General features: G+C 40.9%; 25 protein-coding genes. 10 read left to right on the forward strand and 15 right to left on the reverse strand.

Annotated elements, in window-relative coordinates; translation table 11 throughout:
- Nucleotides 1-110: 110 nt before the first annotated feature.
- The gene (locus BUA60_RS00285; protein WP_245802481.1) at nt 111-578 is read right to left on the reverse strand and encodes a ferritin-like domain-containing protein; all 468 of its coding nucleotides are present in this window, start codon (nt 576-578) and stop codon (nt 111-113) included.
- Nucleotides 579-848: 270 nt separating this feature from the next.
- Here BUA60_RS00285 and BUA60_RS00290 point away from each other — a divergent pair, with 270 nt between their 5' ends.
- The 6 genes from BUA60_RS00290 to BUA60_RS00315 all read left to right on the forward strand — a co-directional run bounded on the left by BUA60_RS00290 (nt 849) and on the right by BUA60_RS00315 (nt 6,321).
- Nucleotides 849-1,409 (forward strand): 30S ribosomal protein S16, encoded by a 561-nt coding sequence (locus tag BUA60_RS00290; RefSeq protein ID WP_072859770.1) that lies wholly within the window; start codon nt 849-851, stop codon nt 1,407-1,409.
- A 13-nt stretch (nt 1,410-1,422) separates the two neighbouring features.
- The gene (gene rimM, locus BUA60_RS00295) at nt 1,423-1,950 is read left to right on the forward strand and encodes a ribosome maturation factor RimM (protein ID WP_072859771.1); all 528 of its coding nucleotides are present in this window, start codon (nt 1,423-1,425) and stop codon (nt 1,948-1,950) included.
- A 215-nt stretch (nt 1,951-2,165) separates the two neighbouring features.
- Nucleotides 2,166-2,753: an SET domain-containing protein gene (locus BUA60_RS00300; protein ID WP_072859772.1), complete on the forward strand. Its 588-nt coding sequence runs from the start codon at nt 2,166-2,168 to the stop codon at nt 2,751-2,753.
- Between the two features lie 138 nt (nt 2,754-2,891).
- Nucleotides 2,892-4,319 (forward strand): sulfatase family protein, encoded by a 1,428-nt coding sequence (locus BUA60_RS00305; protein WP_072859773.1) that lies wholly within the window; start codon nt 2,892-2,894, stop codon nt 4,317-4,319.
- Nucleotides 4,320-4,355: 36 nt separating this feature from the next.
- Entirely contained in the window at nt 4,356-5,069 is a 714-nt protein-coding gene (locus tag BUA60_RS00310) for a tRNA1(Val) (adenine(37)-N6)-methyltransferase (protein WP_072859774.1), read from the forward strand.
- Between the two features lie 73 nt (nt 5,070-5,142).
- On the forward strand, nt 5,143-6,321 hold the full coding sequence (locus tag BUA60_RS00315) for an acyl-CoA dehydrogenase family protein (protein ID WP_072859775.1): 1,179 nt from the start codon (nt 5,143-5,145) through the stop codon (nt 6,319-6,321).
- A gap of 27 nt (nt 6,322-6,348) precedes the next feature.
- Here BUA60_RS00315 and BUA60_RS00320 read toward each other — a convergent pair whose 3' ends face one another.
- The 5 genes from BUA60_RS00320 to BUA60_RS00340 all read right to left on the reverse strand — a co-directional run bounded on the left by BUA60_RS00320 (nt 6,349) and on the right by BUA60_RS00340 (nt 12,811).
- Nucleotides 6,349-6,849 (reverse strand): heme-binding domain-containing protein, encoded by a 501-nt coding sequence (locus BUA60_RS00320; RefSeq protein WP_072859776.1) that lies wholly within the window; start codon nt 6,847-6,849, stop codon nt 6,349-6,351.
- A 294-nt stretch (nt 6,850-7,143) separates the two neighbouring features.
- On the reverse strand, nt 7,144-8,505 hold the full coding sequence (locus BUA60_RS00325) for a GH1 family beta-glucosidase (RefSeq protein WP_072859777.1): 1,362 nt from the start codon (nt 8,503-8,505) through the stop codon (nt 7,144-7,146).
- 15 nt (nt 8,506-8,520) lie between these two features.
- Nucleotides 8,521-9,516, reverse strand: a complete 996-nt coding sequence (locus BUA60_RS00330; protein WP_072859778.1) for a glycosyltransferase family protein — start codon at nt 9,514-9,516, stop codon at nt 8,521-8,523.
- A gap of 37 nt (nt 9,517-9,553) precedes the next feature.
- On the reverse strand, nt 9,554-10,414 hold the full coding sequence (locus BUA60_RS00335; protein ID WP_072859779.1) for a UDP-2,3-diacylglucosamine diphosphatase: 861 nt from the start codon (nt 10,412-10,414) through the stop codon (nt 9,554-9,556).
- 354 nt (nt 10,415-10,768) lie between these two features.
- Nucleotides 10,769-12,811, reverse strand: coding sequence for a response regulator (locus tag BUA60_RS00340; RefSeq protein WP_072859780.1), 2,043 nt, complete (start codon nt 12,809-12,811; stop codon nt 10,769-10,771).
- Between the two features lie 453 nt (nt 12,812-13,264).
- On the opposite strand from BUA60_RS00340, the gene BUA60_RS00345 reads away from it, so the two are divergent.
- Nucleotides 13,265-13,687 carry a tellurite resistance TerB family protein gene (locus tag BUA60_RS00345; RefSeq protein WP_072860780.1) on the forward strand — a complete coding sequence of 141 codons (423 nt, stop codon included), beginning with the start codon at nt 13,265-13,267 and terminating at the stop codon, nt 13,685-13,687.
- 46 nt (nt 13,688-13,733) lie between these two features.
- On the opposite strand, the gene fbp is transcribed toward BUA60_RS00345, so the two are convergent.
- Complete coding sequence (gene fbp, locus BUA60_RS00350; protein ID WP_072859781.1) at nt 13,734-14,741, reverse strand: class 1 fructose-bisphosphatase; 1,008 nt, start codon at nt 14,739-14,741, stop codon at nt 13,734-13,736.
- A gap of 113 nt (nt 14,742-14,854) precedes the next feature.
- Here fbp and BUA60_RS00355 point away from each other — a divergent pair, with 113 nt between their 5' ends.
- The 3 genes from BUA60_RS00355 (at nt 14,855) to BUA60_RS00365 (ending at nt 18,491) form a co-directional block, all read left to right on the forward strand.
- Nucleotides 14,855-15,334: a GNAT family N-acetyltransferase gene (locus tag BUA60_RS00355; protein ID WP_072859782.1), complete on the forward strand. Its 480-nt coding sequence runs from the start codon at nt 14,855-14,857 to the stop codon at nt 15,332-15,334.
- Nucleotides 15,331-16,581, forward strand: coding sequence for an aspartate kinase (locus BUA60_RS00360; protein WP_072859783.1), 1,251 nt, complete (start codon nt 15,331-15,333; stop codon nt 16,579-16,581). Before BUA60_RS00355 ends, BUA60_RS00360 begins: the two co-directional genes overlap by 4 nt.
- A gap of 86 nt (nt 16,582-16,667) precedes the next feature.
- A complete protein-coding gene (locus tag BUA60_RS00365; protein ID WP_072859784.1) occupies nt 16,668-18,491 on the forward strand; it encodes a GNAT family N-acyltransferase in 1,824 nt (607 codons plus the stop codon).
- A gap of 39 nt (nt 18,492-18,530) precedes the next feature.
- Here BUA60_RS00365 and BUA60_RS00370 read toward each other — a convergent pair whose 3' ends face one another.
- The 8 genes from BUA60_RS00370 to BUA60_RS00405 form a co-directional block, all read right to left on the reverse strand.
- A complete protein-coding gene (locus BUA60_RS00370) occupies nt 18,531-19,022 on the reverse strand; it encodes a GNAT family N-acetyltransferase (protein ID WP_072859785.1) in 492 nt (163 codons plus the stop codon).
- A 128-nt stretch (nt 19,023-19,150) separates the two neighbouring features.
- Nucleotides 19,151-19,651 (reverse strand): TM2 domain-containing protein, encoded by a 501-nt coding sequence (locus BUA60_RS00375; RefSeq protein ID WP_072859786.1) that lies wholly within the window; start codon nt 19,649-19,651, stop codon nt 19,151-19,153.
- Between the two features lie 53 nt (nt 19,652-19,704).
- Nucleotides 19,705-20,091: a VOC family protein gene (locus BUA60_RS00380; protein WP_072859787.1), complete on the reverse strand. Its 387-nt coding sequence runs from the start codon at nt 20,089-20,091 to the stop codon at nt 19,705-19,707.
- A gap of 104 nt (nt 20,092-20,195) precedes the next feature.
- Nucleotides 20,196-21,134, reverse strand: coding sequence for a 2-hydroxyacid dehydrogenase (locus tag BUA60_RS00385; protein ID WP_072859788.1), 939 nt, complete (start codon nt 21,132-21,134; stop codon nt 20,196-20,198).
- A gap of 204 nt (nt 21,135-21,338) precedes the next feature.
- Nucleotides 21,339-21,944, reverse strand: a complete 606-nt coding sequence (locus BUA60_RS00390; RefSeq protein WP_072859789.1) for a helix-turn-helix domain-containing protein — start codon at nt 21,942-21,944, stop codon at nt 21,339-21,341.
- Nucleotides 21,945-22,149: 205 nt separating this feature from the next.
- Entirely contained in the window at nt 22,150-23,502 is a 1,353-nt protein-coding gene (mgtE, locus tag BUA60_RS00395; protein ID WP_072859790.1) for a magnesium transporter, read from the reverse strand.
- A complete protein-coding gene (gene rsmA / locus BUA60_RS00400) occupies nt 23,489-24,361 on the reverse strand; it encodes a 16S rRNA (adenine(1518)-N(6)/adenine(1519)-N(6))-dimethyltransferase RsmA (protein WP_072859791.1) in 873 nt (290 codons plus the stop codon). The genes mgtE and rsmA overlap by 14 nt, the downstream gene beginning before the upstream one ends.
- A gap of 16 nt (nt 24,362-24,377) precedes the next feature.
- The gene (locus tag BUA60_RS00405; RefSeq protein ID WP_072859792.1) at nt 24,378-24,689 is read right to left on the reverse strand and encodes a DUF4286 family protein; all 312 of its coding nucleotides are present in this window, start codon (nt 24,687-24,689) and stop codon (nt 24,378-24,380) included.
- Between the last annotated feature and the right edge of the window lie 46 nt (nt 24,690-24,735).

The following is a 24,735-nucleotide window of genomic DNA, read 5'->3' on the forward strand; positions in this document are numbered from 1 at the left end:
AATAGCGGATAAAGGGAAAGTGCATTTATCAGGAGTTATCAACGTTACCAAAAGCACGGAACCAGATGTTTCCATCTGGTTCCACTATATTAACCCAAAACTCCGGGACTCTACGCTATTCGCTCATGGATATTGGCCATGGTCAATGACGATTTTATAGCGTCCCTATGCCTTTTCAACATACTTTCGGTGGATGGCGGAAGCACAACATCCCTGTCATACAAGATCTCATTGTATTCCTCTAGACTTGCCTTTTCCCCACGTTCCACTTCCTCCAGAAGTTGTTCCTTTTCATTGGAGGCCACGGCCGTTTTAAGGTTCATCCAAGCTCTATGAATATCCCCTTTTATACTTCCGTCCTTTTCGGGCAATTCCCCAAATTGTAAAATTTCACTTTTAAGCTCTTGGGCAAATTGCCCGCGTTGTGCAGCCCTGTCCTTTAAGAAGGTATTGATCGCTGGATTATCGATTTTATCCATTGCGAGTTTAAATCCTTTTTCGGCATCATAATTTTTTACTAATAGATTGTTTAATCCGTTTGAAATTTTTTCTGAATACTTCATGTTATCTCTCTTCATTTTTAATTAGTTATTTTGGTTAGCGACTTTCGCCAACCCTTATAATAAACTATAATAATTGAACATAACTCCAAATCCGAAGGCAGCTTTAGCCCAAGTTTAACAGCTTTTCTTAAGAAATGTTAAGCTATTTGCACACAATTATTGAATTTTAGTCCAAATATTTGATAACCACATAAAAAGAAATATTATATTTGCACCCGCTTAGGAAGAACCTAGCGAAAAAAGAATTAATAACCAAGGGTCGGGCACCCTGCAAATTAATGTGATATGCCAGTTAGAATTAGATTACAAAGACACGGAAAAAAAGGAAAACCTTTTTATTGGGTAGTAGCTGCGGATTCCCGCGCTAAAAGAGACGGTAAATACTTGGAAAAATTAGGTATTTACAATCCAAACACCAACCCTGCAACCATAGAATTGGACGTTGACAGTTCAGTAAAATGGTTAGAGAACGGTGCACAGCCTTCTGAAACTGCAAAAAGAATTTTATCATACAAAGGAGTACTTTTAAAGCACCATTTATTAGGTGGTGTTCGCAAAGGAGCCTTGACCGAAGAGCAAGTTGAAGAAAAATTCAATGCTTGGTTGGAAGAAAAAGCAAGTATCGTTGGCTCCAAAGTAGATAGTTTGGCAAAGGCAGAAGCCGATGCTAAAGCCAAGGCCTTGAAAGCTGAGAAAGAGGTAAACGAAAAACGTATGGCCGCTGCTGCAGAGGCAGAAGCCCCAGCCGCTGAAGAAGAAGTTGCTGAAGAAGCTGCCCCAGAAGTAGTATCCGAGGATACTGCTGCTCCTGCCGAAGCTCCAGAAGAGACCAAAGAAACAGAATAGCTAATAGAAAACGATGACAAAGGAAGAGTGTTTCTACCTCGGTAAAATCGTTTCTAAACATAGCTTTAAGGGGGAGGTACTCATTAAATTGGATACCGACGAACCCGAATTGTACGAAAAATTGGAATCAGTATTCGTTTCCCTTGGAAACAATCTGGTTCCTTTTTTTATTGAAAAAAGTCAACTTCACAAGTCCAGCCTTTTGCGAGTGCGGTTTGAGGAAGTTGCCGATGAATCGGACGCCGACAAGGTAATGGGTTCCGAAATATATCTCCCACTTAAATTTTTGCCTAAACTAAAAGGCAATAAATTCTATTACCACGAGGTAATTGGCTTTGCCATGGAAGACAAGGTCCATGGAAATATAGGATTTATCCAAAGCGTTAACGACACCACTTCCCAAGCGCTATTTGAAGTTGAAAAGGGCGACAAACAATTACTTATTCCGGTTAGGGATGAAATAATAGTTAAAGTAGACCGTGAAAACAAGACTATTTTTGTTGACACACCGGAAGGATTGGTAGATCTTTACTTGTCCTAAACACCCCCTTATTAATTTATCCCAAGTTCTAAAACGAACGATAATTTTACCTATCTTTCTTTATTGCATTTCTTATTGATCGGTTCAAATTCAAAAAAACTTTACCCATTAGATTTACATGGGCAAATTGTACACTAAAAGAACCAGACCAAGGCAGTGCAATACTTACACGGAAAGATCTATTCAGTATTCACGAGATTATTTTATGCGTTAAAATGATTCATCCTAAAACAGAATTACAATTCATCAATAAGGAGATTGGCTATGGCGTTGTAGCCACAGAATTTATTCCTGCCGGAACCATAACCTGGGTATTGGATAAGCTGGACCGCGAATTTAGCCCGGCCGAATTGGAATCCCTGGAACCACTTTATCAGTCCATATTGGACACCTACACATTTAGGGACAACAAGGGAAGATATATACTTTGCTGGGACAATGCCAGATACGTAAACCACAGCTTTAATTCCAACTGCCTTACTACGGCCTATGATTTTGAGGTGGCCATTCGGGATATACATGTAGGGGAACAACTAACGGATGATTACGGATATTTGAACATTCCACAGCCCTTTAGGGGAATTGACGAAGGCACAAGACGAAAGGTTGTATATCCGGATGACCTATTAAAATATTACAAAGTATGGGACAAAAAACTACAACTCGTGTTTCCGAAAATCCCAAAGTTGGACCAACCCTTAAAGCCCTTGATTTCAGAAAATCTCTGGAATTTGATAAGCTCTATTTCCGAAGGCAAAAAAATAATGGACTCCATTAAAAACAACTATTACAACGGGGATTAATGGTAACTATGACCATCCCTAGCCTGCACCGTTAAATGTTTGTTTTCGGCACTTTCAGCTGTTAGGGTATAACATTTCAAAATATTATTTTAGCTTTATCAAAATCTGTACTACAGACATTCATTTAAAACTAAAATAATGCTCAAGAGCCTACACTTACTTATACTTTCTTTGATTTTATTTTCCTGTGCAGAAAAGAAAAAGGAATCGAAAGTCGAAATTCCACCCAATGTAATATTAATTTTCACCGACGATCAAGGATATCAGGATGTAGGTACTTTTGGTTCTCCCAATATTGAAACCCCCCATTTGGACCAAATGGCAAAAGAGGGGGTAAAACTCACCAGTTTTTACTCTGCACAACCCATTTGTTCCGCTTCAAGGGCAGGTATACTGACCGGCTGCTACCCCAACCGTATAGGCATACACAACGCCTTGGGACCAGGTAGCCCCACAGGAATAAATGCATCGGAACTGACCATAGCGGAAATGCTAAAAAACATTGGGTACAAAACCGCCATTTTTGGAAAATGGCATTTGGGAGATAGCCCAAATTTCTTGCCTACGAGACATGGTTTTGACGAATTCTTTGGCATCCCCTACTCCAACGATATGTGGCCCTACCATCCCCAGCAAGGTACCGTGTTCAATTTTGGGCCCCTACCACTCTATGAAAATGAGACCGTTCTTGATACCCTTACGGAACAATCGCAACTTACCACGCAAATCACGGAAAGGAGCGTGGATTTTATCAATAGAAATAAAAACAATCCTTTCTTTCTATATGTACCCCATCCTCAGCCGCATGTACCACTCTTTGTATCGGATAAATTTAAAGGTAAATCAGAAAGAGGCTTGTACGGCGATGTCATTATGGAAATCGACTGGTCCGTGGGCGAAATATTGGCTGCCTTGAAAAAGAACGGCATTGAGGAGAATACCGTAGTTATCTTTACTTCGGACAATGGACCATGGCTTGCCTATGGCAACCATGCGGGCAGTGCACTGCCCTTTAGGGAAGGCAAGGGAACCGCTTGGGAGGGGGCACAGCGCGAGCCTTTCATTATGAGGTACCCCAACAAGATAACCCCAGGAAAAACTATAGATATACCTGTCATGGCCATTGATATTTTACCTACCATCGCAGAAATTACAGGAGCCCGTTTGCCCAATTTAACCATCGACGGGAAAAGCGCCTTATCCGTTCTTACCGGGGAAAGCCAAGAGAGTCCACAGGAAGCATATTTCTTTTACTATAGAATAAACGAGCTCATGGGAGTCCGTTACGGAAAATGGAAAATGTACTTTCCACATACTTACAGGACCATGGACGGACAAGAGCCTGGCAAGGATGGGCTTCCAGGGGAATACCGAATGGTCGAAATGGAAGAAATAGAACTTTACGATGTTACAACGGATATAAGCGAGACCAACAACGTGGCCGAAGATTACCCGGAAGTGGTAGACCAAATAAAGGTTTTGGCCAATGAAATGCGCCATGAATTAGGGGATTCCCTATTAGACCTGGAAGGCACCAAAAACAGGGAGGCTGGAAAAGCGGAGTAAGCAAGGCTATCCCCATAATCAAAAGCTGGATTTATGATGACCAAACCCTTCCTATTTAAACAATTCCAAGTACATCAGGATCGGTGCGCCATGAAAATCGGTACCGATGGTGTTTTATTGGGAGCCTGGACCTCAGTGGAGCACCAGCCCATGTCCATTCTGGATATCGGGGCGGGAACTGGCGTGGTTGCATTGATGCTGGCACAAAGAAGCCATGCAGAAACCATAGACGGCATAGAGATCGATGAAGATGCCTATGAACAATGTGTAGAGAATTTTGAAGCCTCCGACTGGGCCGATCGATTATTCTGTTACCACGCGTCACTGGACGAATTTGTGAATGAAATGGACGACAAATACGAACTCATTGTATCCAATCCGCCATTTTACTCCGAAATAATGGCCAGTGGAAATGAATCCAGGGATATGGCAAGACAAAACCAATCCTTGCCCTTTGGGGAACTTTTGAGCAGTGTTGTGAAGCTATTGGCGGAAAATGGAACCTTTTCCACCATCATCCCGTTTAAAGAAGAGGAGAGATTCTTGGATTTGGCAGCCGCAATCAACCTACACCCCAAGCGGCTTATGCGCATTAAAGGGAATCCTAAATCCGAGATTAAGCGAAGCTTGTTGGAATTGCAAATTGGAAAGACTTCTGTTGAAATTGAAAATCTCACCATAGAGTCGGCCCGACACCAATACACCAAGGAATACATTGATCTGACAAAAGATTTTTATTTAAAAATGTAACAATCATACTTTCTTGTGTTATATTTTTAGACAAATCCTTAATTTGTTTATTTTTGATTCTAAAATTTACTCTATGCGACCCGATTTGTTTGAAGCTCCTGATTATTACAATTTAGACGACCTTTTATCCGAAGAACATAAATTGGTGCGCGATGCTGCCAGACAATGGGTAAAAAGGGACATTTCCCCTATCATAGAAGAGTATGCCCAAAAGGCGGAGTTCCCAAAACAGATCATCAAAGGCCTATCCGAAATAGGCGCCTTCGGACCCTATATTCCGGAGGAATATGGAGGGGCTGGTCTGGACCAGATAAGTTATGGGTTAATAATGCAGGAAATAGAACGAGGAGATAGCGGGGTACGCTCCACCGCCTCGGTACAATCGTCTTTAGTAATGTATCCCATTTATGCCTATGGCAGTGAGGAACAACGCAAGAAATACTTGCCTAAATTGGCCTCCGGCGAATTTATGGGCTGTTTTGGACTTACTGAGCCCAATCATGGTTCCAACCCCAGTGGTATGGAAACAAGATTTAAGGATAAAGGCGATCATTTTCTACTAAACGGGGCCAAACTTTGGATTTCCAATTCCCCTTTTGCCGATATAGCCGTGGTATGGGCCAAGAACGAAGAAGGGCGTATCCATGGACTAATAGTAGAGCGGGGCATGGAAGGCTTTTCCACACCGGAAACCCATAATAAATGGTCTCTGCGCGCCTCGGCGACCGGTGAATTAATCTTTGATAATGTAAAAGTTCCCAAAGAAAATCTACTGCCAGGTAAAAACGGGCTTGGAGCACCTTTGGGCTGCTTGGATTCCGCCCGTTATGGGATTGCCTGGGGCGCCATAGGCGCTGCAATGGATTGTTATGATACCGCCTTGAGATATGCCAAGGAACGCATTCAATTTGGAAAACCTATTGCGGCCACCCAGTTGCAGCAAAAAAAATTGGCGGAGATGATTACAGAAATCACCAAAGCACAGTTATTGGCCTTCCGATTGGGACAATTGAAAAACGAAGGAAGGGCCACTACGGCGCAGATCTCCATGGCCAAGCGAAATAATGTGGAAATGGCGATCAAGATAGCCCGGGAAGCCAGGCAGGTCTTGGGTGGAATGGGCATTACCGGCGAATACAGTATTATGCGCCATATGATGAATCTTGAAAGCGTCATTACCTATGAAGGCACGCATGACATCCACCTATTGATTACAGGTGCCGACATTACCGGACTACCAGCTTTTCAATAAGTATGTCAAAATAATAACTGCTTCACCCTACTTTTTGGGTCTAGGCTTCCTAACCAAACTATCCGCAGGATAAGTGGCCTTTAAGTATGCCATTTGTGCTTTGGACCAATCCAAAATTTTGTCCTGTTGATCCTGGGTGAGGTTGGCCTCAGGATGAAGTCCGAAATAAGTATATGACGGGATCGGCATTTCTTTTTCTTCCACCATTTCTACTATTTCTTCAAATTTGTGGTATTGAATGGCCAAAGGCAAATTGGTGAAATTGGAAAAATTTAAATGTCTTTTACCATCCACAACATGACTGTTCAAAAACCAGGCTACGGGCTGCACCTTGGAATACCAAGGGTATTCCGTCTTATTGGAATGACAATCATTACAGGAAACCTTCAGCAAATGGTTTACATCCTCTGGAACATTATATTTGGTGGAAATGCCATACGTATTATCGTTGGACTCATTTTTTTCGGGTCGCATAAACTGGATTAGGATCAATACTACACCCAACCCCAACAAAATTTTTTTTAGCATAATAAAAAATATTGGTTAATGATAAATACAGCGAATTATGAAATATTGGTCATGCACTAAGGTAATATATTTTTGGTTTTGAAGCCCATTTCGGAAAACGGCTTAATAATTAATACTAAACTAACCCATTGACTATCTTAAGATAACATCAGAAACAACCATAAAATATATTTTTACGGTAACCTAATAAAGGATACGTTCTTATAATTTGATTTGAGTTAGCTACTCTAAACCGATGATCACATCGGTTTTTTTTGTTTATATCAATCAGCCCCCCGTAATTGGCCAAAAACACTACTTAGTGCCCAAAAAATGGCTGAACCATTTTCCGGATGACTTTATAATTCTTTGTTGATTATTAAAATCCACGTATACCAACCCGAATCTAGGGTTATACCCTTCCGCCCATTCAAAATTATCGGTAAATGTCCATACAAAATACCCATCTACCCTTAGCCCTTCCCTTTTCGCCCTATGTACCTGCTTCAAATAAGCCTGTAAATAGGAAAGTCGTTCTTCGTCGTGTACCCCGCCTTGGTAGATTTCATCTTCAAAGGCAGCTCCGTTTTCTGTAATTACTATTTTTTTTACTCCCTTGTAGCTGTTAAATCTTTTTATCATTTTAAAAATACTGGGCGGATATACTTCCCAGTCCATTAGGGTAGCCTTAACCTTGCGCTTACTTGCCTTTACAATTTTGGCCCGGACATAGGGAACAAGATAGGAATGCCTTACTTTTTCGCGCGTATAATTTTGGATTCCCACAAAATCAAAATCAAATACGGAGTTTTCGGCGTCTCCCGGCAATATATAGGATTGTATACGTCTTAAGATCGGGATAGTATCCAAAGGGTAACCCATTCCCAAGGAAGGTTCTATAAAGAGGCGGTTAAGCATGGCATCTGCCCTTTCTGCCGCCCTTAGGTCCCTGCGATTATTCCTGTATGGTGATATCTGGGAACAAGAGAAGGTAGTCCCAATATTGGCATTGGCCACCAAATTTCGCAAAATCCTACCTCCGGCAGCCTGACACAATACGGCGTGGTGCACGGAGGGCAAAAAATTTCTTAAGCCTTTCCTACCTGGGGCATGTACCCCTAGAAAATAGCCCGCACCCGTAAACACCATAGGTTCGTTCAACACCATCCAATTCTTGACCCTATCCCCAAAACTATTGGCACAGACCGTTACATATTCTTGGAACCACTGCACAATATCCCGATTGGTCCAACCTCCCTTTTCTTCCAGCACAAGGGGTAAATCCCAGTGGTATACGGTCACCCAAGGCGTTATACCACATTCCAGGCAAAAGTTGATTACATCATTGTAAAATTGGATTCCTTTATCGCTAACGATTCCTGTTCCCTTAGGTAAAATCCGGGACCAAGATAAGGAGAACCTGAAGTGCCCAATATTCATTTTCTTCATCAAGAGGATATCCTCTTGAAACTTGTGATAGAATTCACAGGCATCGTTGCCGTGCTGATTTTGGTACGTATTCCCTTTTTTTGAGGTAAAATCGTCCCAAATGGAAGGACCTTTATCATGTATATTGTGCGCGCCCTCTATTTGATATGCCGCGGTGGATACCCCCCAAATAAAATCATCCCCAAAGTCATTCGCTTGCAAATCAAAATAATCCAAATTTTTCGACATAATAACTAAGATTGCCTAACCAAGAACTGCCTCTTCAAGCAACTGGTCAATAATCTGTTCTGTGATATCGGGATAATTTACCACTATTTTGTCCTCACTGTCCACCCAATTTCTTAATTTGTCCAAATGCTTATTCTTAAGGGATTTGATTACTGGCACCCCCAATTCCTTCAAGGCGGCCGAGTTGCACTGTTGTTCATATTGCCCCTTCATAGGGATTACCATCAACTTCTTGCCTAGATACAAGGCTTCGGCAGGTGTTTCAAAACCCGCACCGCACAATACGCCCTTGGAAGTGACCATGCTATGTACAAAAGCTTCGTTGGTTATTGGCCTAATGCTAATATTCTTTCCAAAAAATTCCACCTTATTATGCTTGGAAAAAACTTCCCATTTAATATCGGGAACCTCTGAAAGGATTTTCAATATTCTGCCATCGCTATAAGACGGCAGATACACGGTATAATGATCCCCTTCCTTAGTCTCTGCCGTTCTAATATCACTTCTTATGATAGGGGTATAAATCCTTTCCCCGTAGGCTCTAAAATGAAGGCCGAACTGCTGGTTGGTGGGCGCATAGTTCTTTAGGATAAATTTTCCCATAAGGTCATTTTTGTCAGGCTTTGGGGAATTGGGGGAAAGTACCGCTGCTTGATGGCTAAAACTAACTGAAGGCTTATTTTTTAGTTTACAAGCCCATGCGGAAACCGGCTCAAAATCGTTTATGACCAAGTCGTAATTTTCTATTGGAATACTTTTTATCTCCTTTTGCAATCTGGCGGCATTAGACTTGAGATAAGTCCTCCATAGATTAACATTTCCTTGTTTACCAAAAATAAAACTAAGACCTTGAAGCTGATATTTTACAGGATGTGGAATCTGTATATCTGCCTGTATTCCGCTTACAAGTATGTCCAATTCCAATCCTTTTTTCTGTAGTGCCGGAATAACATCGCGCGCCCTACTTAAATGACCATTGCCAGTTCCCTGGATGGCATATAGTACTTTCATATTATTTGTGTTTTAAGAGATCAAATGAACGGGAAGATCATTTATTCTCTGTGGAGGCCAAAAATTGAAATTCCCTTACCAAATTTTGAAAAAGTTGGTTTTTATCCAGAATTTCCATGGACTCCATTATATTATCATCATCATTTATAACCATAACATCCTCCATATAGTGGTATAATTTCCACTCCCCATTATTATATTCCAAACTCGTTAAATTCTCAATCCAATCCCCGGAATTTAGATACATAACAGACCCCTTGGAGGTAGATATTTCCCTCATCCCCGGCTGATGAATATGCCCGCAGACCACGTAATCATATTTATTTTCAATAGCAATATCGGCCGCAATCTGTTCAAAATCGTTTATAAACTTAATGGCCGATTTAACACTGTTCTTTATCTTCTTGGACATGGAAACGGGTCCTCTTCCCATTTTTTTACTGCAATAGTTTATAGCACTGTTCAACAAAATCAACATATCATAACCAGTAGCGCCCAGCCTTGCTACCCATTTGGAATGCTGCATGGTAACGTCAAAAACATCGCCGTGAAACATCCAAGCCTTACTACCGTTAATCTCCAGTACCACTTTGTTGACAATACTAAATGACCCCAATTTAAAACCTAGAAATTTCCTTAACATTTCATCATGGTTACCGGCCACATAATGCACGGGGATTCCATCTGCCACCCATTGCATAATAATCTTTACTACCTTCATATGGGATTTCGGCCAATAGCGCTTGCTAAATTGCCATATATCAATAATATCCCCGTTTAAAACCACTTCCTTGGGTTTTATAGACTTTAGATATTTGACCAATTCCTTGGCATGGCATCCGTAGGTACCCAAATGCACATCGGACAAAACCACTAGTTCCACAGGTCTTTTTTTCATGTAGTAATATTTGGTCGGTTTATTATTTGAAACTTGAAAGGAGAGCAAGAGGACCTGGATTCCAGGTATACAAATTTGACCACAATGGCCAGTATTGAATTAAAAATAATTTTCATGCACAGAAAATCAATATAAATTCAAAGATTGACATTTCGGGCCTATAACAGACCATAAACAACTTTAAAATTAGGTTATATGATTGTTAACAGACTGTTTTTCAACCTTGCCGAAAAACGAAACATGTATGTAATTATCCAGGAAAATCGAAATCTTGGAAACTGTAAAAAGGAGTAATCAACTCAATTTTAGAAATAGTTAGAATAAGCATAGGGCCAGGGATTGTTTTAAGCTACACTATACCCGCACAAGATATTTGGACAAATTCTGTCTAAGTTTATCAAATGTAATTGGTTTGGTAAAATAATCGTTCATACCAACTTCTTTGGCCCCTTGGATAGTTTCCTTGGTTACATCCGCAGAGAAACCAATAATTACGAGGTCTTTTTGGGTTTTCCTTATTTCCTCGGTAGCCTCAAAACCATCCATTTCGGGCATATGGATATCCATAAAGACCAAATCGTATTGGTTTTCGGACACCGCCTTTACCGCTTCTTTCCCATTGCCCACCCAATACGTGTTGATTCCAAAGGCATCCAAGGTCTTTTTAAGCACCACAACATTTACCTTATTGTCGTCCACGATCAAAACCTTAAACCCGGTCAAATCTATACTATTGGAAATAGGCTCCTTTGTCTCGGGCTGCATCTCGGTAATGGGAAACTTAAGTGAAATCTTAAATTCCGTTCCAACGCCTTCCTTGCTTTCCACTTCTATATGACCTTCCAGCAACTCTATTAGAAGATAGGTAATGTACAACCCTAGACCACTCCCTTCATGTCTTTTGGTAATACCTGAATCTATTTGTGTAAACCTATCAAAAATGGTTTTCAGCTTGTTTTTCGGAATTCCGATTCCTGTATCCCTAATGCCGATACTAATATTTAGATCACTATTTAGTACGGTCTCTTCATAGGTAATATCTATTCCTCCCTCTTCCGTAAACTTTAGGGCATTCCTCAAAAGATTGGTGAGTATCTGGCCAAATTTTCCTATATCGGCAATAACATGGGTTTTGGAATCCGAATCAATATCCAAATTGGCGTAAAGCCCCTTGGCCTCAATACTTGGCCTATATATACTAATTATATTCCGCAACTCTTCCGAAGGGGAAAAGACATCCTTCTTAAAGCTTATTTGGCCAGATTCTATTTTATCTATCTCCAAAATATCGTTCACCAATAGCAGTAATTTTTTGGAAGAGACATCCATCAAAGAAAGATATTCCATGAGGGAATTATCTATTTTGGACTCTTTTAGAACCTCAATAAAGCCCATTATAGCGTTAAGAGGGGTCCTAATTTCATGGCTCATATTGGAGACAAACTCGGTTTTCGCCTTTGACGCTTTTTCCGCCTTGGTCCGTTCTTCCCTTAAACTTCTATTGGCTACCCGGAGTTTAATATTTAACTCCCTAAAACGTGTGTTTTCATTTCGGGAAGATTGATAAAAATAGGTCAACAAACTCATAAGTAGGGATATGAGAACCCCAAAAACCAAAATGCTGGAAGAAGATTTGTTCCTTTCGGCCAAAACGTTTTTATTGCGGGGCATTAAGTAAAAGGTCCACACCTGTTTATCATCCTGGTCTACTTCATAAGACCTAGCATAGACCAAATCGTCGCTAAAATCGTTAATTGAGGGGTCATTGAGGCTATAAAAAGTGGTTCCCTTATCATCCTTTATTTCAATGGCATAATTGTCCATTCCGGCAGACAACATATCAAAAGTATTCGTAAAATCCATACCTGCGGTTATGGTACCCTGGAATTTGCCCCCAAAAAAAACAGGAACATCTATTAGTATGGAATTTCCTCCTTGCCTCAAAGGTATCCAAGACGTTAAGTTGGTCGTGGAATCCCGTACATGCCGCTCCCATTCATCGCGTCTCGGGTGGTTGGACAAGCCCATACCTACTACGGCCTCGTTCCCCTTATGCGGTACAATCCTCCTGATAACCAAGGAACTATCTATCCATTCAACAAATTTAAAAGATTGATCTTCTTTTAGGATGAGTTCGGCGTCCTTTTCCCAATACTCAAAATAATCACCATCGGTCATTTCCAACCTCTCCATAAGATTCTCAAGGACGATGATACTCTTTTGACCCGAGGACAAAAATCCCTGGGACTGGATTTGCCCATTCACCTCAATATCTTTCTTGAGCAACTCCCTATTGGAATCCAAAGAGTTCTTCCAAAGAGCCAGTACAACCAGCATCAATAGTACAAAAACAGAAAAAGGATATATTATTTCTTTTTTTGGAATTTTAAAGGACATATTAGGGGTGCTCTATAACTTTATTAGTACAACCAATGGTTGATATAGTCAAAGATATCACATTAAATAAAAAAATACCTCTTTTTATTCGGCCATAATAAAAGGACTTTAAAAAATAGCTTGCCCCAACCTAAAATGAACAAAGAAAATCATTAAAATACACCCTAAATACTGTTAATTAGACATTTACATTCAACTAACCAAGGTAACTGGACTTAGCTAGGCCAATTTTGTCATCAGGTATTGGCGAAATTCAAAGTAAAAAATATATGACTATATATAACATATTTATCCCCTAAACGGATAGTGCAAATAGCTCATTTAAACCAAGCCTTTGTACTTGTAGCCCAATGGCCGCAACCTTGGGAAAGGAAACCCCAGCGAAATAATTAAAGAAATTTATAAATAAACTTTTCTAAAAATTTATCTTTGTTCCAAATAAATAATATGAATATGTCTTATGTAGATTTATATAGTAGTGGTGCACATAGAAGAAATTTGGCGCATTTTGCATCCATTGCTACTTTGGCTGCCGTTGATGGCGAAATAAACGCTAAAGAAAGGGAGTTGTTGGACCGTTTTGCCAATAAGCTTGATATTACCGAGGACGAGTATAAAGAAGTTATGAAATCTGAAAACAAATATCCTATTAACCCACCTGCCAGTTCTGAAGAGCGGTTGGAAAGGTTATATGATCTGTTCAGAATTATTTTCGTTGACAATGTTATTGATGAAGAGGAAAGAGCCCTTATTACCAAATATGCCATAGGTTTGGGGTACAGGTCCGAAAGTGCCAATCTTATTATTAAAAGATCTATAGATATTTTTTCCGGAAGAATAGGTTTTGAGGAGTATTTGTACTTACTAAAAAACTAGTATTTTGATTGATATAATTTAGAAAAGGAGCTTTTGGCTCCTTTTCCTATTTTGTGGCCTGCATAAACTCCTCGGCCTTTTCCACCATTTTTTTGCTTCCACAAAAGAAGGGCACCCTTTGATGCAGTTCTGTAGGTTTAATGTCCATTATAGGACCAAAGCCATTACTTGCCTTACCTTTGGCCTGTTCGGCAATAAACGCCATTGGATTGCATTCGTAGAGCAATCGCAATTTACCCTCGGCCGCAATACTGCTCTTTGGATATAAATAAATTCCGCCCTTGATCATATTTCTATGAAAATCGGAAACCAAGGAGCCAATGTATCTTGAAGTATAAGGCCTATCCCCTTCCTCCTTTTGGCAATATTTGATATAGTCCTTGACACCTTGAGGAAAATGCACATAATTACCTTCGTTTACCGAGTAAATTTTGCCGGTTTCGGGAAACTCCATATTGGGATGGGAAAGATAGAAAGTTCCCAGGGCCGGGTTTAATGTAAATCCGTTTACACCATCGCCAGTGGTATAGACCAACATGGTTGAAGTTCCATAAACAATATAACCGGCCGCTATTTGTGCCCTACCAGGTTGCAAAAAATCCTCCAGTGATACAGGGGTGCCAATAGGGGTAACCCTTCTGTAAATAGAGAATATGGTTCCAACCGAAACATTCACATCTATATTGGAAGAACCATCCAAGGGATCTATCAGTACAATGTATTTATTTTGATGCTGCTCATCACTACTGTTAATACTGATAAAATCATCTTCTTCCTCAGAGGCGATCCCACAGACAATTTCGCGATTAATCAAGGTCTGAATAAATTTTTCGTTGGCCAATACATCCAGTTTTTGTTGGTCCTCGCCCTGGATATTGGTATCCCCGGCCGCCCCAATAATATCTACCAGTCCTGCCTTATTTACCTCGTGGTTTACTACTTTTGCCGCCAATCTAATGGCGTTTATAAGTTTGGAAAGTTCCCCTGAGGAATATTGGAAAGACGATTGGTTTTCGATAATGAATTCCCCTAGGGTGGTATTTTTTCTATGCATTACAAAAGCTTTGTTTATTTGAGCACAAATATCGGTTAATTTGTGAAACTACAACGTTTTCGTAAAATATTGATTTTTTAAATTTATAACTTTGTGTTTTATTTGTAACAATTATGGAGTACAGTATTCGAGATGCCGAAGCCAAGGACATGGTACAGGTACATAAATTGATTAAGGAGTTGGCCGTTTTTGAAAAGGAGGAAAATGCCGTAGAGGTTACGGTAGAGGATTTAAAAAGGGATGGCTTTGGATCCGACAAATTATTTCATTGCTACGTTGCGGAAGCCGATGGGGCTGTGGTAGGAATGGCGCTTTTGTACAATAGATACTCTACTTGGAAAGGTCCAATTATACACCTGGAAGATCTGATAGTTACGGAAGCCATGAGGGGCAGTGGTCTTGGTGCCGCCTTGCTGGGAAAAGTAGTGGAGTACGGGTACCAACTTGGCGTTAAGCGCATTAGCTGGGAAGTTTTGGACTGGAACGAACCTGCCATTTCGTTTTACGAAAGTAAAGGGGCCAATGTTTTGCGCGATTGGAATGTTGTCCATTTGGACGAAAAAGGAATAAAAACATTTTTAAATAAGTTATGAGGGTTTTTAAATTTGGAGGAGCATCGGTAAAAGATGCGAACGGTGTAAAAAACGTTGTTAAGGTTTTAGAGGAAGTAGGTCACGACAATACGCTCTTGGTTGTATCGGCCATGGGAAAAACGACCAACGCCATGGAAGATGTTGTAAATGCCTATTTTAAGGATAAATCCTTATTGCCGTCAGCAGTGCATGAAGTTATCCAATATCACGACAATATTCTGCACGACTTGTTTCCGAATGACAAGCATCCTGTTTATGACAAGGTAAAAACGCTTTTTGATGAAATACAGGGGTTTTTGGTCTGGAACAAATCTCCTAAATATGGTTTTGTATATGATCAAGTGGTAGGATATGGCGAATTGGTTTCCACCACCATTCTCAGCGCCTATTTAAATGAAATTGGAATAGCCAATCAATGGTTGGACGTACGAACCTTGATCAAGACCAACGATGATTATCGCGATGCCATTGTAAATTGGGAGAAGACCCAACAAAATGTCACGGAAAAAGTGGACAAGCGCAAGCTAAATATTACACAAGGCTTTTTGGGCAGTGACGACAACAACTTTACCACTACCTTGGGCCGTGAGGGTTCCGACTACACCGCTGCTATTTTGGCCTATTGCCTAAACGCAGAGGAAGTTACGATTTGGAAGGATGTTCCCGGGGTTTTGAACGCAGATCCCAGATATTTTGAAAAAACAGAATTGTTGAACAAAATCTCCTATCGCGAAGCCATTGAATTGGCCTTTTATGGAGCTTCCGTAATTCACCCAAAAACTTTGCAGCCTTTACAGAGAAAGGAAATACCCTTACATGTTAAATCTTTCATTAACCCCAAGGACAAAGGCACAACAGTTGGAAAAGGTATTGGGATAGAACCCAAGGTTCCCTGTTTTATTGTAAAAAAGAACCTAGTGCTCATGAAGCTTTCTTCCCTGGATTTTTCGTTCATTGTGGAAGATAGTATCAGCGAACTATTTAAATTATTGCACGATCATCAGATGAAAGTAGATCTGATCCAAAATTCAGCCATTAGTTTTTCCGTATGTGTCGATAATAAATTTGACAAATTGGACGAACTTTTAAACCTATTAAAAAGTAGGTTCAAAGTAGTTCATCATGAGGGCGTTTCCCTATATACCATTAGGCATTTTAACACGGAAGCCTTAACCAGTCTACAAAATGGAAAAGAGATCCTACTTGAACAACGCGGTAAGGAAACGGTGCAATTGGTGGTTCAATAGAGCGGTCATTTAATTTGTTGAAAAGTATAAATAAGGATAGCTGTAGCGATTTTCCTATCTTAGCGGTTACCAAATTACACTAAGGCATGGGTTTAGTAACCGCAAAGGAAGTAGCTAAGGCTATTAACCTGGATAAATACGGCTTTCTCGGAACGTTTATTGGATGGGTGCTTATGAGAGTAACCAAAATATCCAGTATTAACCAATTTTACGACGAACACAAGCATTTGGATGGACTGGACTTTTTGGATGCTATTTTAAACCATTATGAAATAAAATTCGAAATTCCAGAGGAAGATTTTAAGCGCTTGCCCAAACAAGGTTGCTACATTACCATATCCAATCATCCCCTTGGTGGGATAGACGGAGTGCTCCTACTAAAATTACTTTTAAGCCATAGATCGGATTTCAAGATAATCGCCAACTTCTTGTTGAACAGGATAGAGCCTATATCCCCCTACATACTGCCAGTAAATCCTTTTGAGAACCACAAGGACTCCAAGAGCAGTATTTCCGGATTTAAGAGTGCCATGAAGCATTTGCAGGACGGCCATCCTTTGGGAATTTTTCCCGCAGGGGAAGTATCTACGTACAGGGATGGAAAATTAATTGTGGACAAACCTTGGGAGGAAGCCGCCCTTAAGCTAATACGACGTGCGGAGGTACCCGTGGTCCCCATTTATTTTCACGCTAAGAACAGTAGGTTGTTCTATCGTCTATCCAAGATTAGCGATGTATTCCGGACGGCCAAACTACCCTCTGAGGTAACCACCCAAAAGAACAGGATTATCAAAGTGCGTATTGGGCAACCTATTTCCGTGCAAACACAGAACGAACAGGAAAATTTAGCAGAATTTGCCGATCTTTTAAGGCGCAAAACCTATATGCTTTCCAATGCCTATGAGAAGGAAAGACTTTTGGACCAGATTCCAACAAGTTTAAAAATACCGAAGGCCCCAAGAAAAATAGCTACAGCGGTACGTACGGAAGTGATACAGGAAGAAATTGTACGTTTAAGGGAAAAAGACTGCAGGCTATTGCAAAGCAAAAATTATGAGGTCTTTTTGGCCAAGGCCGCAGATATGCCCTTTATTCTTAAGGAAATAGGCAGACAACGCGAAGTTACTTTTAGGGCCATAGGGGAAGGCACCAATAATGCCATTGATCTGGATAAGTTTGACAATTATTACCGTCACCTCTTTCTTTGGGACGACGAGGAAAAGGTAATCGTTGGTGCCTACCGCATGGGTATGGGCTCGGAAATATTTGAAGAATACGGAATAGACGGGTTTTACTTACAGGACCTGTTTAGATTTGAACCTGAGCTCTACGGCATGATGTCCAAATCCATAGAAATGGGCAGGGCCTACATTATTAAAGAGTACCAACAGAAACCAATGCCATTATTCCTTTTATGGAAAGGTATTGTACATACTACCCTGCGATTCCCGGACCATAAATTTTTAATAGGAGGGGTAAGTATCAGCAACCAGTTTTCCAACTTTTCCAAGTCCTTGATGATAGAATTTATGAAAAGTAATTATTGGGATCCTTATGTGGCGCAATACATTAGGCCCAAAAAGGAATTTAAGGTAAAGCTCAACGATGCCGACAAGGACTTTATTTTTGATGAAACAGAAGCCGATCTTAACAAATTTGACAGGCTCATTGAAGAAGTGGAGCCAGGAAGTTTACGACTACCCGTATTGATCAAAAAATATATTAAACAGAATGCCAAAGTGGTGGCCTTTAACGTGGATCCCTTGTTCAATAACTCGGTGGATGGTTTAATGTACATTAAAATAGCCGACCTCCCAGAAAGTACGGTAAAGCCCGTTATGGAAGAGTTTCAGGCAGAATTGGAAAGAAAATTGGCCGAGGGGCAACAGGATGAAGGCAATCCCGCTTAGGATTTCATCTTGCGACCATCCAATAGGGACCACAAGGCCCTAATCCACCCCTACAACAGTACTTCTTCTTTCAAAGAGAAGATTGTCCTTCCAGACATTGTCCCGCTTGCCTACGCGCTCCCTTTTACCTATAAAACGGAATCCCATTTTAAGATGTAATTCCACACTCCCTTTATTTTCCGGAAATATACCCGATTGCAGGGTCCATAAACCCGCTTTTTCACTTTCAACTATCAACTGCTGCATTAGCATTTTACCCACACCTTGGCCCCTACTGCCCTGGCCTATATAAACACTCACCTCGGCCACACCACCATAAACACATCTGCTGGATACAGGGGAAAGTGCTGCCCAACCCAAAATGGTTTCCCCATTAACGGCCACCAATCTTCCTAGCTGAAGATGACCTGCGTCCCACACCTCAAAGGAGGGGACCTCTTTTTCAAAGGTAGCAAAACCAGTATCCATGCCCTGCTGGTATATTTGGGCAACTGCTGGCCAATCGCTATTTTTCATTATTCGTATCTCCATGAATAAACTTTTAGAACAAACCTCAGTTGTACACAGGCACTTGAATTAGCCTTTCTATTTATCGCAATATTACGATTAATATTGATAAAAAGAAAGTCGGATCAAAAGAACCCGACTTTATAATTTTATTAGAACCAAGGTTTCTTACCCACTTGATAGGTATTGTAAAAATCCTCATCGCTTTTGGTCAAATATATAATGCCTTCTATCAAACCCACTATAGCGGTGGCCATTACAATAAAACTCCCTATAATAAAACACATAGTTGCATAGCCTATTACGGTTGCTACCAACATAATTATTCCTTCCTTTTGATATCCAAGTATAAACTTATGGACACCTAATTGCCCAAAGACAATGGCAAGAACCCCAGCCAGAATCTTTTTATTATCCCCTCCGGCACTGGCCAGGCCTTCCTTAAATTCATTGGCGGTTTTTTTGGCCTCCTGACTAAAATCCTTGGCAGCTTCCTTAGTGTCTTCCTTAAATTCCTTGGCGGCCTCTTTGGTCTCTTCCGCAAATTCCTTCGCAGATTCCTTGGCATCCTTGGCAAATTCTTTGGCAGATTTCTTGGCCCCTTTTGCAGCGTCTTTGGCCTTATCCCCTAAATCTTTATTTTCTTCTGACATGGTAGTGTTTTAGTTGATTAATAATAGTACTAAATGTAATAATTATTTTCTAATCAAAGAAACGCTTTATCATTGGGTTCCCACAATTCCAGCTTGTTACCATCAGGATCCAAAATCCAACCAAATTTGCCGTAATTGTACTCCTCTATTTCGCCTACAACAGTAACACCTTCCTGCCTTAAAACTTTCAGCAATTCCTCCAAATTCTCTACCCGAAAGTTCATCATAAAAGTGGATTTGCTAGGTTTAAAGTAATTGGTATCGTCTTTCATAGGGCTCCATTGGGTAGAACAGTCCTGCCCCTCCTTGTCCTTCCACCAAAAAGTACAGCCGTACTGATCCGTATTGAGTCCAAGATGTTTGTTATACCATTGTTTAATTGCATTTGGGTCTTTGGTCTTAAAGAAAAAACCGCCCAATCCTGTTACTCTATTTTTCATGATCTTCTATTTATATTATCTCCACTAAAAAGGGCGAGGGCCCAGTACAATAACAAAATGACCCTATGGCTTAAAAGATCTGAATAAGAGGCTGCAGGCCTTGTTTAGCAGAATTTTTCCTTAATCTTGTCCACCACTGTCTGTGCCAATTTTATTTTACTCTCCACTGTCCATCCGGCCACATGCGGTGTTAGGAGTACATTATCGGCATTGATCAAATAAGTAAAGGCCTCTGGCAATTCTGACCCGCTGAACATATCTTCAAAAGATTTTTTCTCATATTCCAGTACATCCAATCCGGCTCCCAGCACCTTGCCCTCTTTCATTGCGGCTACAAGATCCTCTGTTACCACACATTTCCCCCTAGCTGTATTGATCAACCAAATGGGATTCTTGAAATCCTTTAGAAAATCGGCATTGATCATATTTTTGGTAAGGTCTGTCTGCGGTACATGAAGACTAAGTACCTCTGCCTTTTGCTTTAATTCCATTATCCCTACTTGCCTTGCGTTTTCATCGCCTACACCCCCAACAATATCGTAACAAATAACTTCTACATCAAAGCCCCTTAGCTTTTTGGCAAAGGCCTTGCCCATATTGCCATAACCAACAATCCCCACGGTTCTGCCATCCAATTCTATTCCACGGTTACCTTCCCGGTCCCATTTCCCGTTTCTTACCTCTTGGTCCGCCTTGTTCAATTTATTGAAGAGAGACAATAACATTCCCAAGGCGTGTTCCCCAACAGCATTCCGATTCCCTTCCGGGGCGGCAGCCAAAAAGATTCCCAGTCGCTTGGCATGATCGGTATCTATGTTTTCCAGACCGGCACCCAAGCGCCCTATAAACTTAAGGTTGACCGCCTTATCCAAAAAGGCCTCGTCTATAGTGAACCTACTTCTGATGATAACACCATCATAATTGGCTATTTTCTTTTCAATCTCCCCCTTGGAGGAGGTGTAATCTTCATCATTTTGAAACCCCAAGGCATTGAATTGCTCAATGATCAGTGGGTGATTTACATCTAAATGGAGAACTTTCATAAACTAAATATTATGTGGCAAAGATACAAGACCGCGTTGCTACTGGAAACAAGAAAATGGACTATTTTCAGGTTTAAATATAAGGACAAACTATAAATGCCATCTGTTTGTTCACAAAAACCTTAATTCTAATGTAGTTATTCAGACAAAGCGAAGTTTACGAGAAAAGGTACTAGGCCATAGGCCATGCTCACAATAACTTCATCATTTTCTTATGAAATTAATCTTGGGAAAATACCTGACCTCTTTATCCCTGGCAATTAAGACGGTGTTAAAAATTACAAATACGAGATTAAACAAATACATAAAAATTAGAAAGAACATATTGAACCTCACACTGGAAAGTATGCTACTTGCAGAAACAACTCCATTTGTTTCCCAATAATAGGCCATGTAAACAGCATTTAACAGAAACCCAAGAAAAAGCAATACTGTCCAAGTAATTTCAAAATTGATAACATCCCTGCCTAACTTGTTAAGATCCTTTAATTTGTCCTTTTTAGAGATCCACATTATTAAAGGCACCAATATTCCAAGTATGGGAAAGAACAGGAATGTAAGTGCGGACAAATTAAGGGCTTTCAAAAATCCCTTGTCTTCCATAATGGTCCAATCCACCAGTTCATTGGGCGTAACATTTAGTGCCTTGGCAATCCTTTTGAGGGTGTCACCGGTCGGTTGGGTTTCTCCATTCTCAATGCGCTGAATTGTTCTTAAACTCAATCCTGAATTTTCAGCCAATGCCTCTTGGGACAAGCCATTTCTCTTTCTTAATCCCTTTACCCTTTTTGCTAAATTTCCATTTTTCATTCTTGGTGTTTTAATAATATAAAACAAAACTAAATCGGATCAGGTTTTGTGGTAACGCCATCTTTGTGCCAACTTTACGTCATCTGTGTCAATTGGTTGGTAACCGGGAAACAGGCTTTATAAATTAAACTAAGATCTTGCACTAGGGATTGCAGCTGGCTACCGTGTAGCGCGGAAAGCCCGCCGCCCAACAAGGCGGAGTGCCCTAAATGCCCAAAATAACCTTGGCGATGGAAAAATAGATCAAAATCCCGAAAATATCGTTGCTTGTGGTAATAAATGGACCCGTGGCTATGGCGGGGTCTATGCCCCTTTTGTGTAGAAAGAGCGGTATAAAGGTCCCAATAATCCCTGCCACCACGGTTACGGTGATCAAGGAGATGGAAATGGCCAGGGAGGTAAGAAAACTACCTTTCCAAAGCCAGGTAAAAAATAATAGTATGGACGCCAAAACGGTTCCGTTAAGTAAGGCCAACAGCATTTCCTTTACAAGCCTTCCGGTGATACTCCCTTTTAGATCATCATTGGCCAATCCCTGCACCATTATAGCGCTGGATTGCACCCCAACGTTACCGGCCATCGCAGCTATTAGAGGGGTAAAGAAGAATAGCACTCCATAATCGCTCATTAGCGTCTCAAAGCCACCCATTATGGCCGCGGCCCCTACACCTCCCAAAAGGCCCAGAAACAACCAGGGCAGTCTTGCACGGGTCAAATCCCAAATACTGTCGTCCGCCTCCACATCTTGGGAAATACCGGCCGCCAATTGATAATCCTTTTCCGCCTCTTCCCTTATAACGTCCACAATATCGTCTATGGTAATACGGCCAACCAGTCTTCCAATTTCATCGACCACAGGAATGGCTTCCAAATCGTATTTGGACATGATTTTGGCAACTTCCTCTGGTTTTTCATTTACGTTAACCGCATCTACCTTGGGAATATAAACTTCACTGATATGGGTCTTGGTGGAGGTAGTCAACAAATCCTTGAGGGAAAGTCGCCCCTTAAGTTTACCTTCATCATCCACTACATAAATAGAATGCACCCTGGTAACATTTTCAGCCTGTGCCCTCATTTCCTTTACACAGGTAAGTACGTTCCAATTCTCATTGACCTTTACAAGCTCCTTGGCCATAAGTCCACCCGCCGAATTTTCGTCATAGCGCAACAGGTCCACAATATGCTTGGCATGTTCCCTATCCTCCAATTCGGAAATAACCTCTTGGACCATATTTTTGGGGAGTTCCCCTATGATATCAGCGGCATCATCGGTATCCAACTCGTCCAACTCTCCGGCAATTTCCTTGGCAGACAGATTGGCAAGGATGGCCTCCCGGACATCTACATCCAACTCCGTAAGGGTTTCGGACGTTTTTTCGCTGTCCAGAAGTTTTATAAGATAGGTGGCATGGTCCTCATCCAATTCGTTGATGATCTCTGCCACATCCGCATAATGCACCTCAGCCAAGAGCGCGGACAATTGCCCGTCCTGCTGGTCGTCTATTAGCTGTTCTATTTCAGCTAAATATTCCTCGGTGAGTTTAAATGGTATCATTTGCAATCTTCTGTGTCAACGAAATAAAGTCCGCAACGCTCAATTGTTCCGGACGCAGGCCAAATATAGCATCTTCTTTTAGAACATCTGAAAGATTGAATGTTTTTAAACTGTTACGAATGGTCTTTCTACGCTGGTTAAACGCTGCCTTGACCACCTGTTTGAACAGTCTTTCATCCACATCCAAACGGAAATTTTCCTTTCTGGTAAGTCGCAATACTCCTGACTGCACTTTGGGAGGCGGATCAAATACTTGTGGCGAAACCGTAAATAAATATTCAGCATCGTAAAATGCTTGTACCAAAACGGATAGAATTCCATAGGCCTTGCTCCCTTCCTTTTCACAAATCCTTTCGGCGACCTCCTTTTGGAACATTCCGGTGAATTCCGGAATCTGATCCTTAAATTCCAACATCTTAAAGACGATCTGGGTGGAAATATTATAAGGAAAATTCCCGGTAATGGCAAACTGCTCTTCCCCAAAAAGGGTCCATAGGTCATACTGCAAAAAGTCGGCCTCCAAAACCTTGAATTCTCCCTTGCGCTGCATTAATTTATTGTGTTCCAAAGGAAAACTGTGGTTAAGGTAAATGATGGATTCCTCATCCAGGTCCATAGCCACCAAATCTATATCCTTTTCCAACAAATATTTTGTGAGCACCCCGGTACCCGGCCCTATTTCCAAAACATTTCGATATCCGTCCAATTTCAAGGTTTCCCCAATTTTTTGGGCAACGGTCTCATCTTTCAAAAAATGTTGTCCTAAATGTTTTTTTGCTTTTACCGGACTTTCCTCCTGCCAAGGTCTATTGAACTTTTCCTTCTTGGCACGGAAGGCCTTTTTCCCCTTTTTGCTCATGGCGCTGCGTATTTAATTAATGTTCGCTAATGATCGCCAACTCTGTCCTAAAGGCAACAAACTTACCGGCAAAGAGTTCCATCACTTTTTTACGCAGTCTTTCTGCATCTTCGGCATAATATTTTTGAAGGGTTTCTTTAGAATCTGTGGTATATTGAATGGAGTACGTAACCCCTCCCATCTCCTCCTCCACCAAAACCTGGGACATAATAGCCTTGGTAAACTTTCCGGTTTCCAACATCTCCGGGATATGGACCTCCTTCATCCAGGACAACCACTGTCCTTGGATAGATTCTTCAATATTCATGGTAACATTGTAAATATACATGCTATTTCTTTACTTTCCCGAAAGGGAATATTAATATTCATTTATG

The sequence above is a fragment of the Arenibacter palladensis genome (assembly GCF_900129275.1).
GTDB lineage: Bacteria > Bacteroidota > Bacteroidia > Flavobacteriales > Flavobacteriaceae > Arenibacter > Arenibacter palladensis.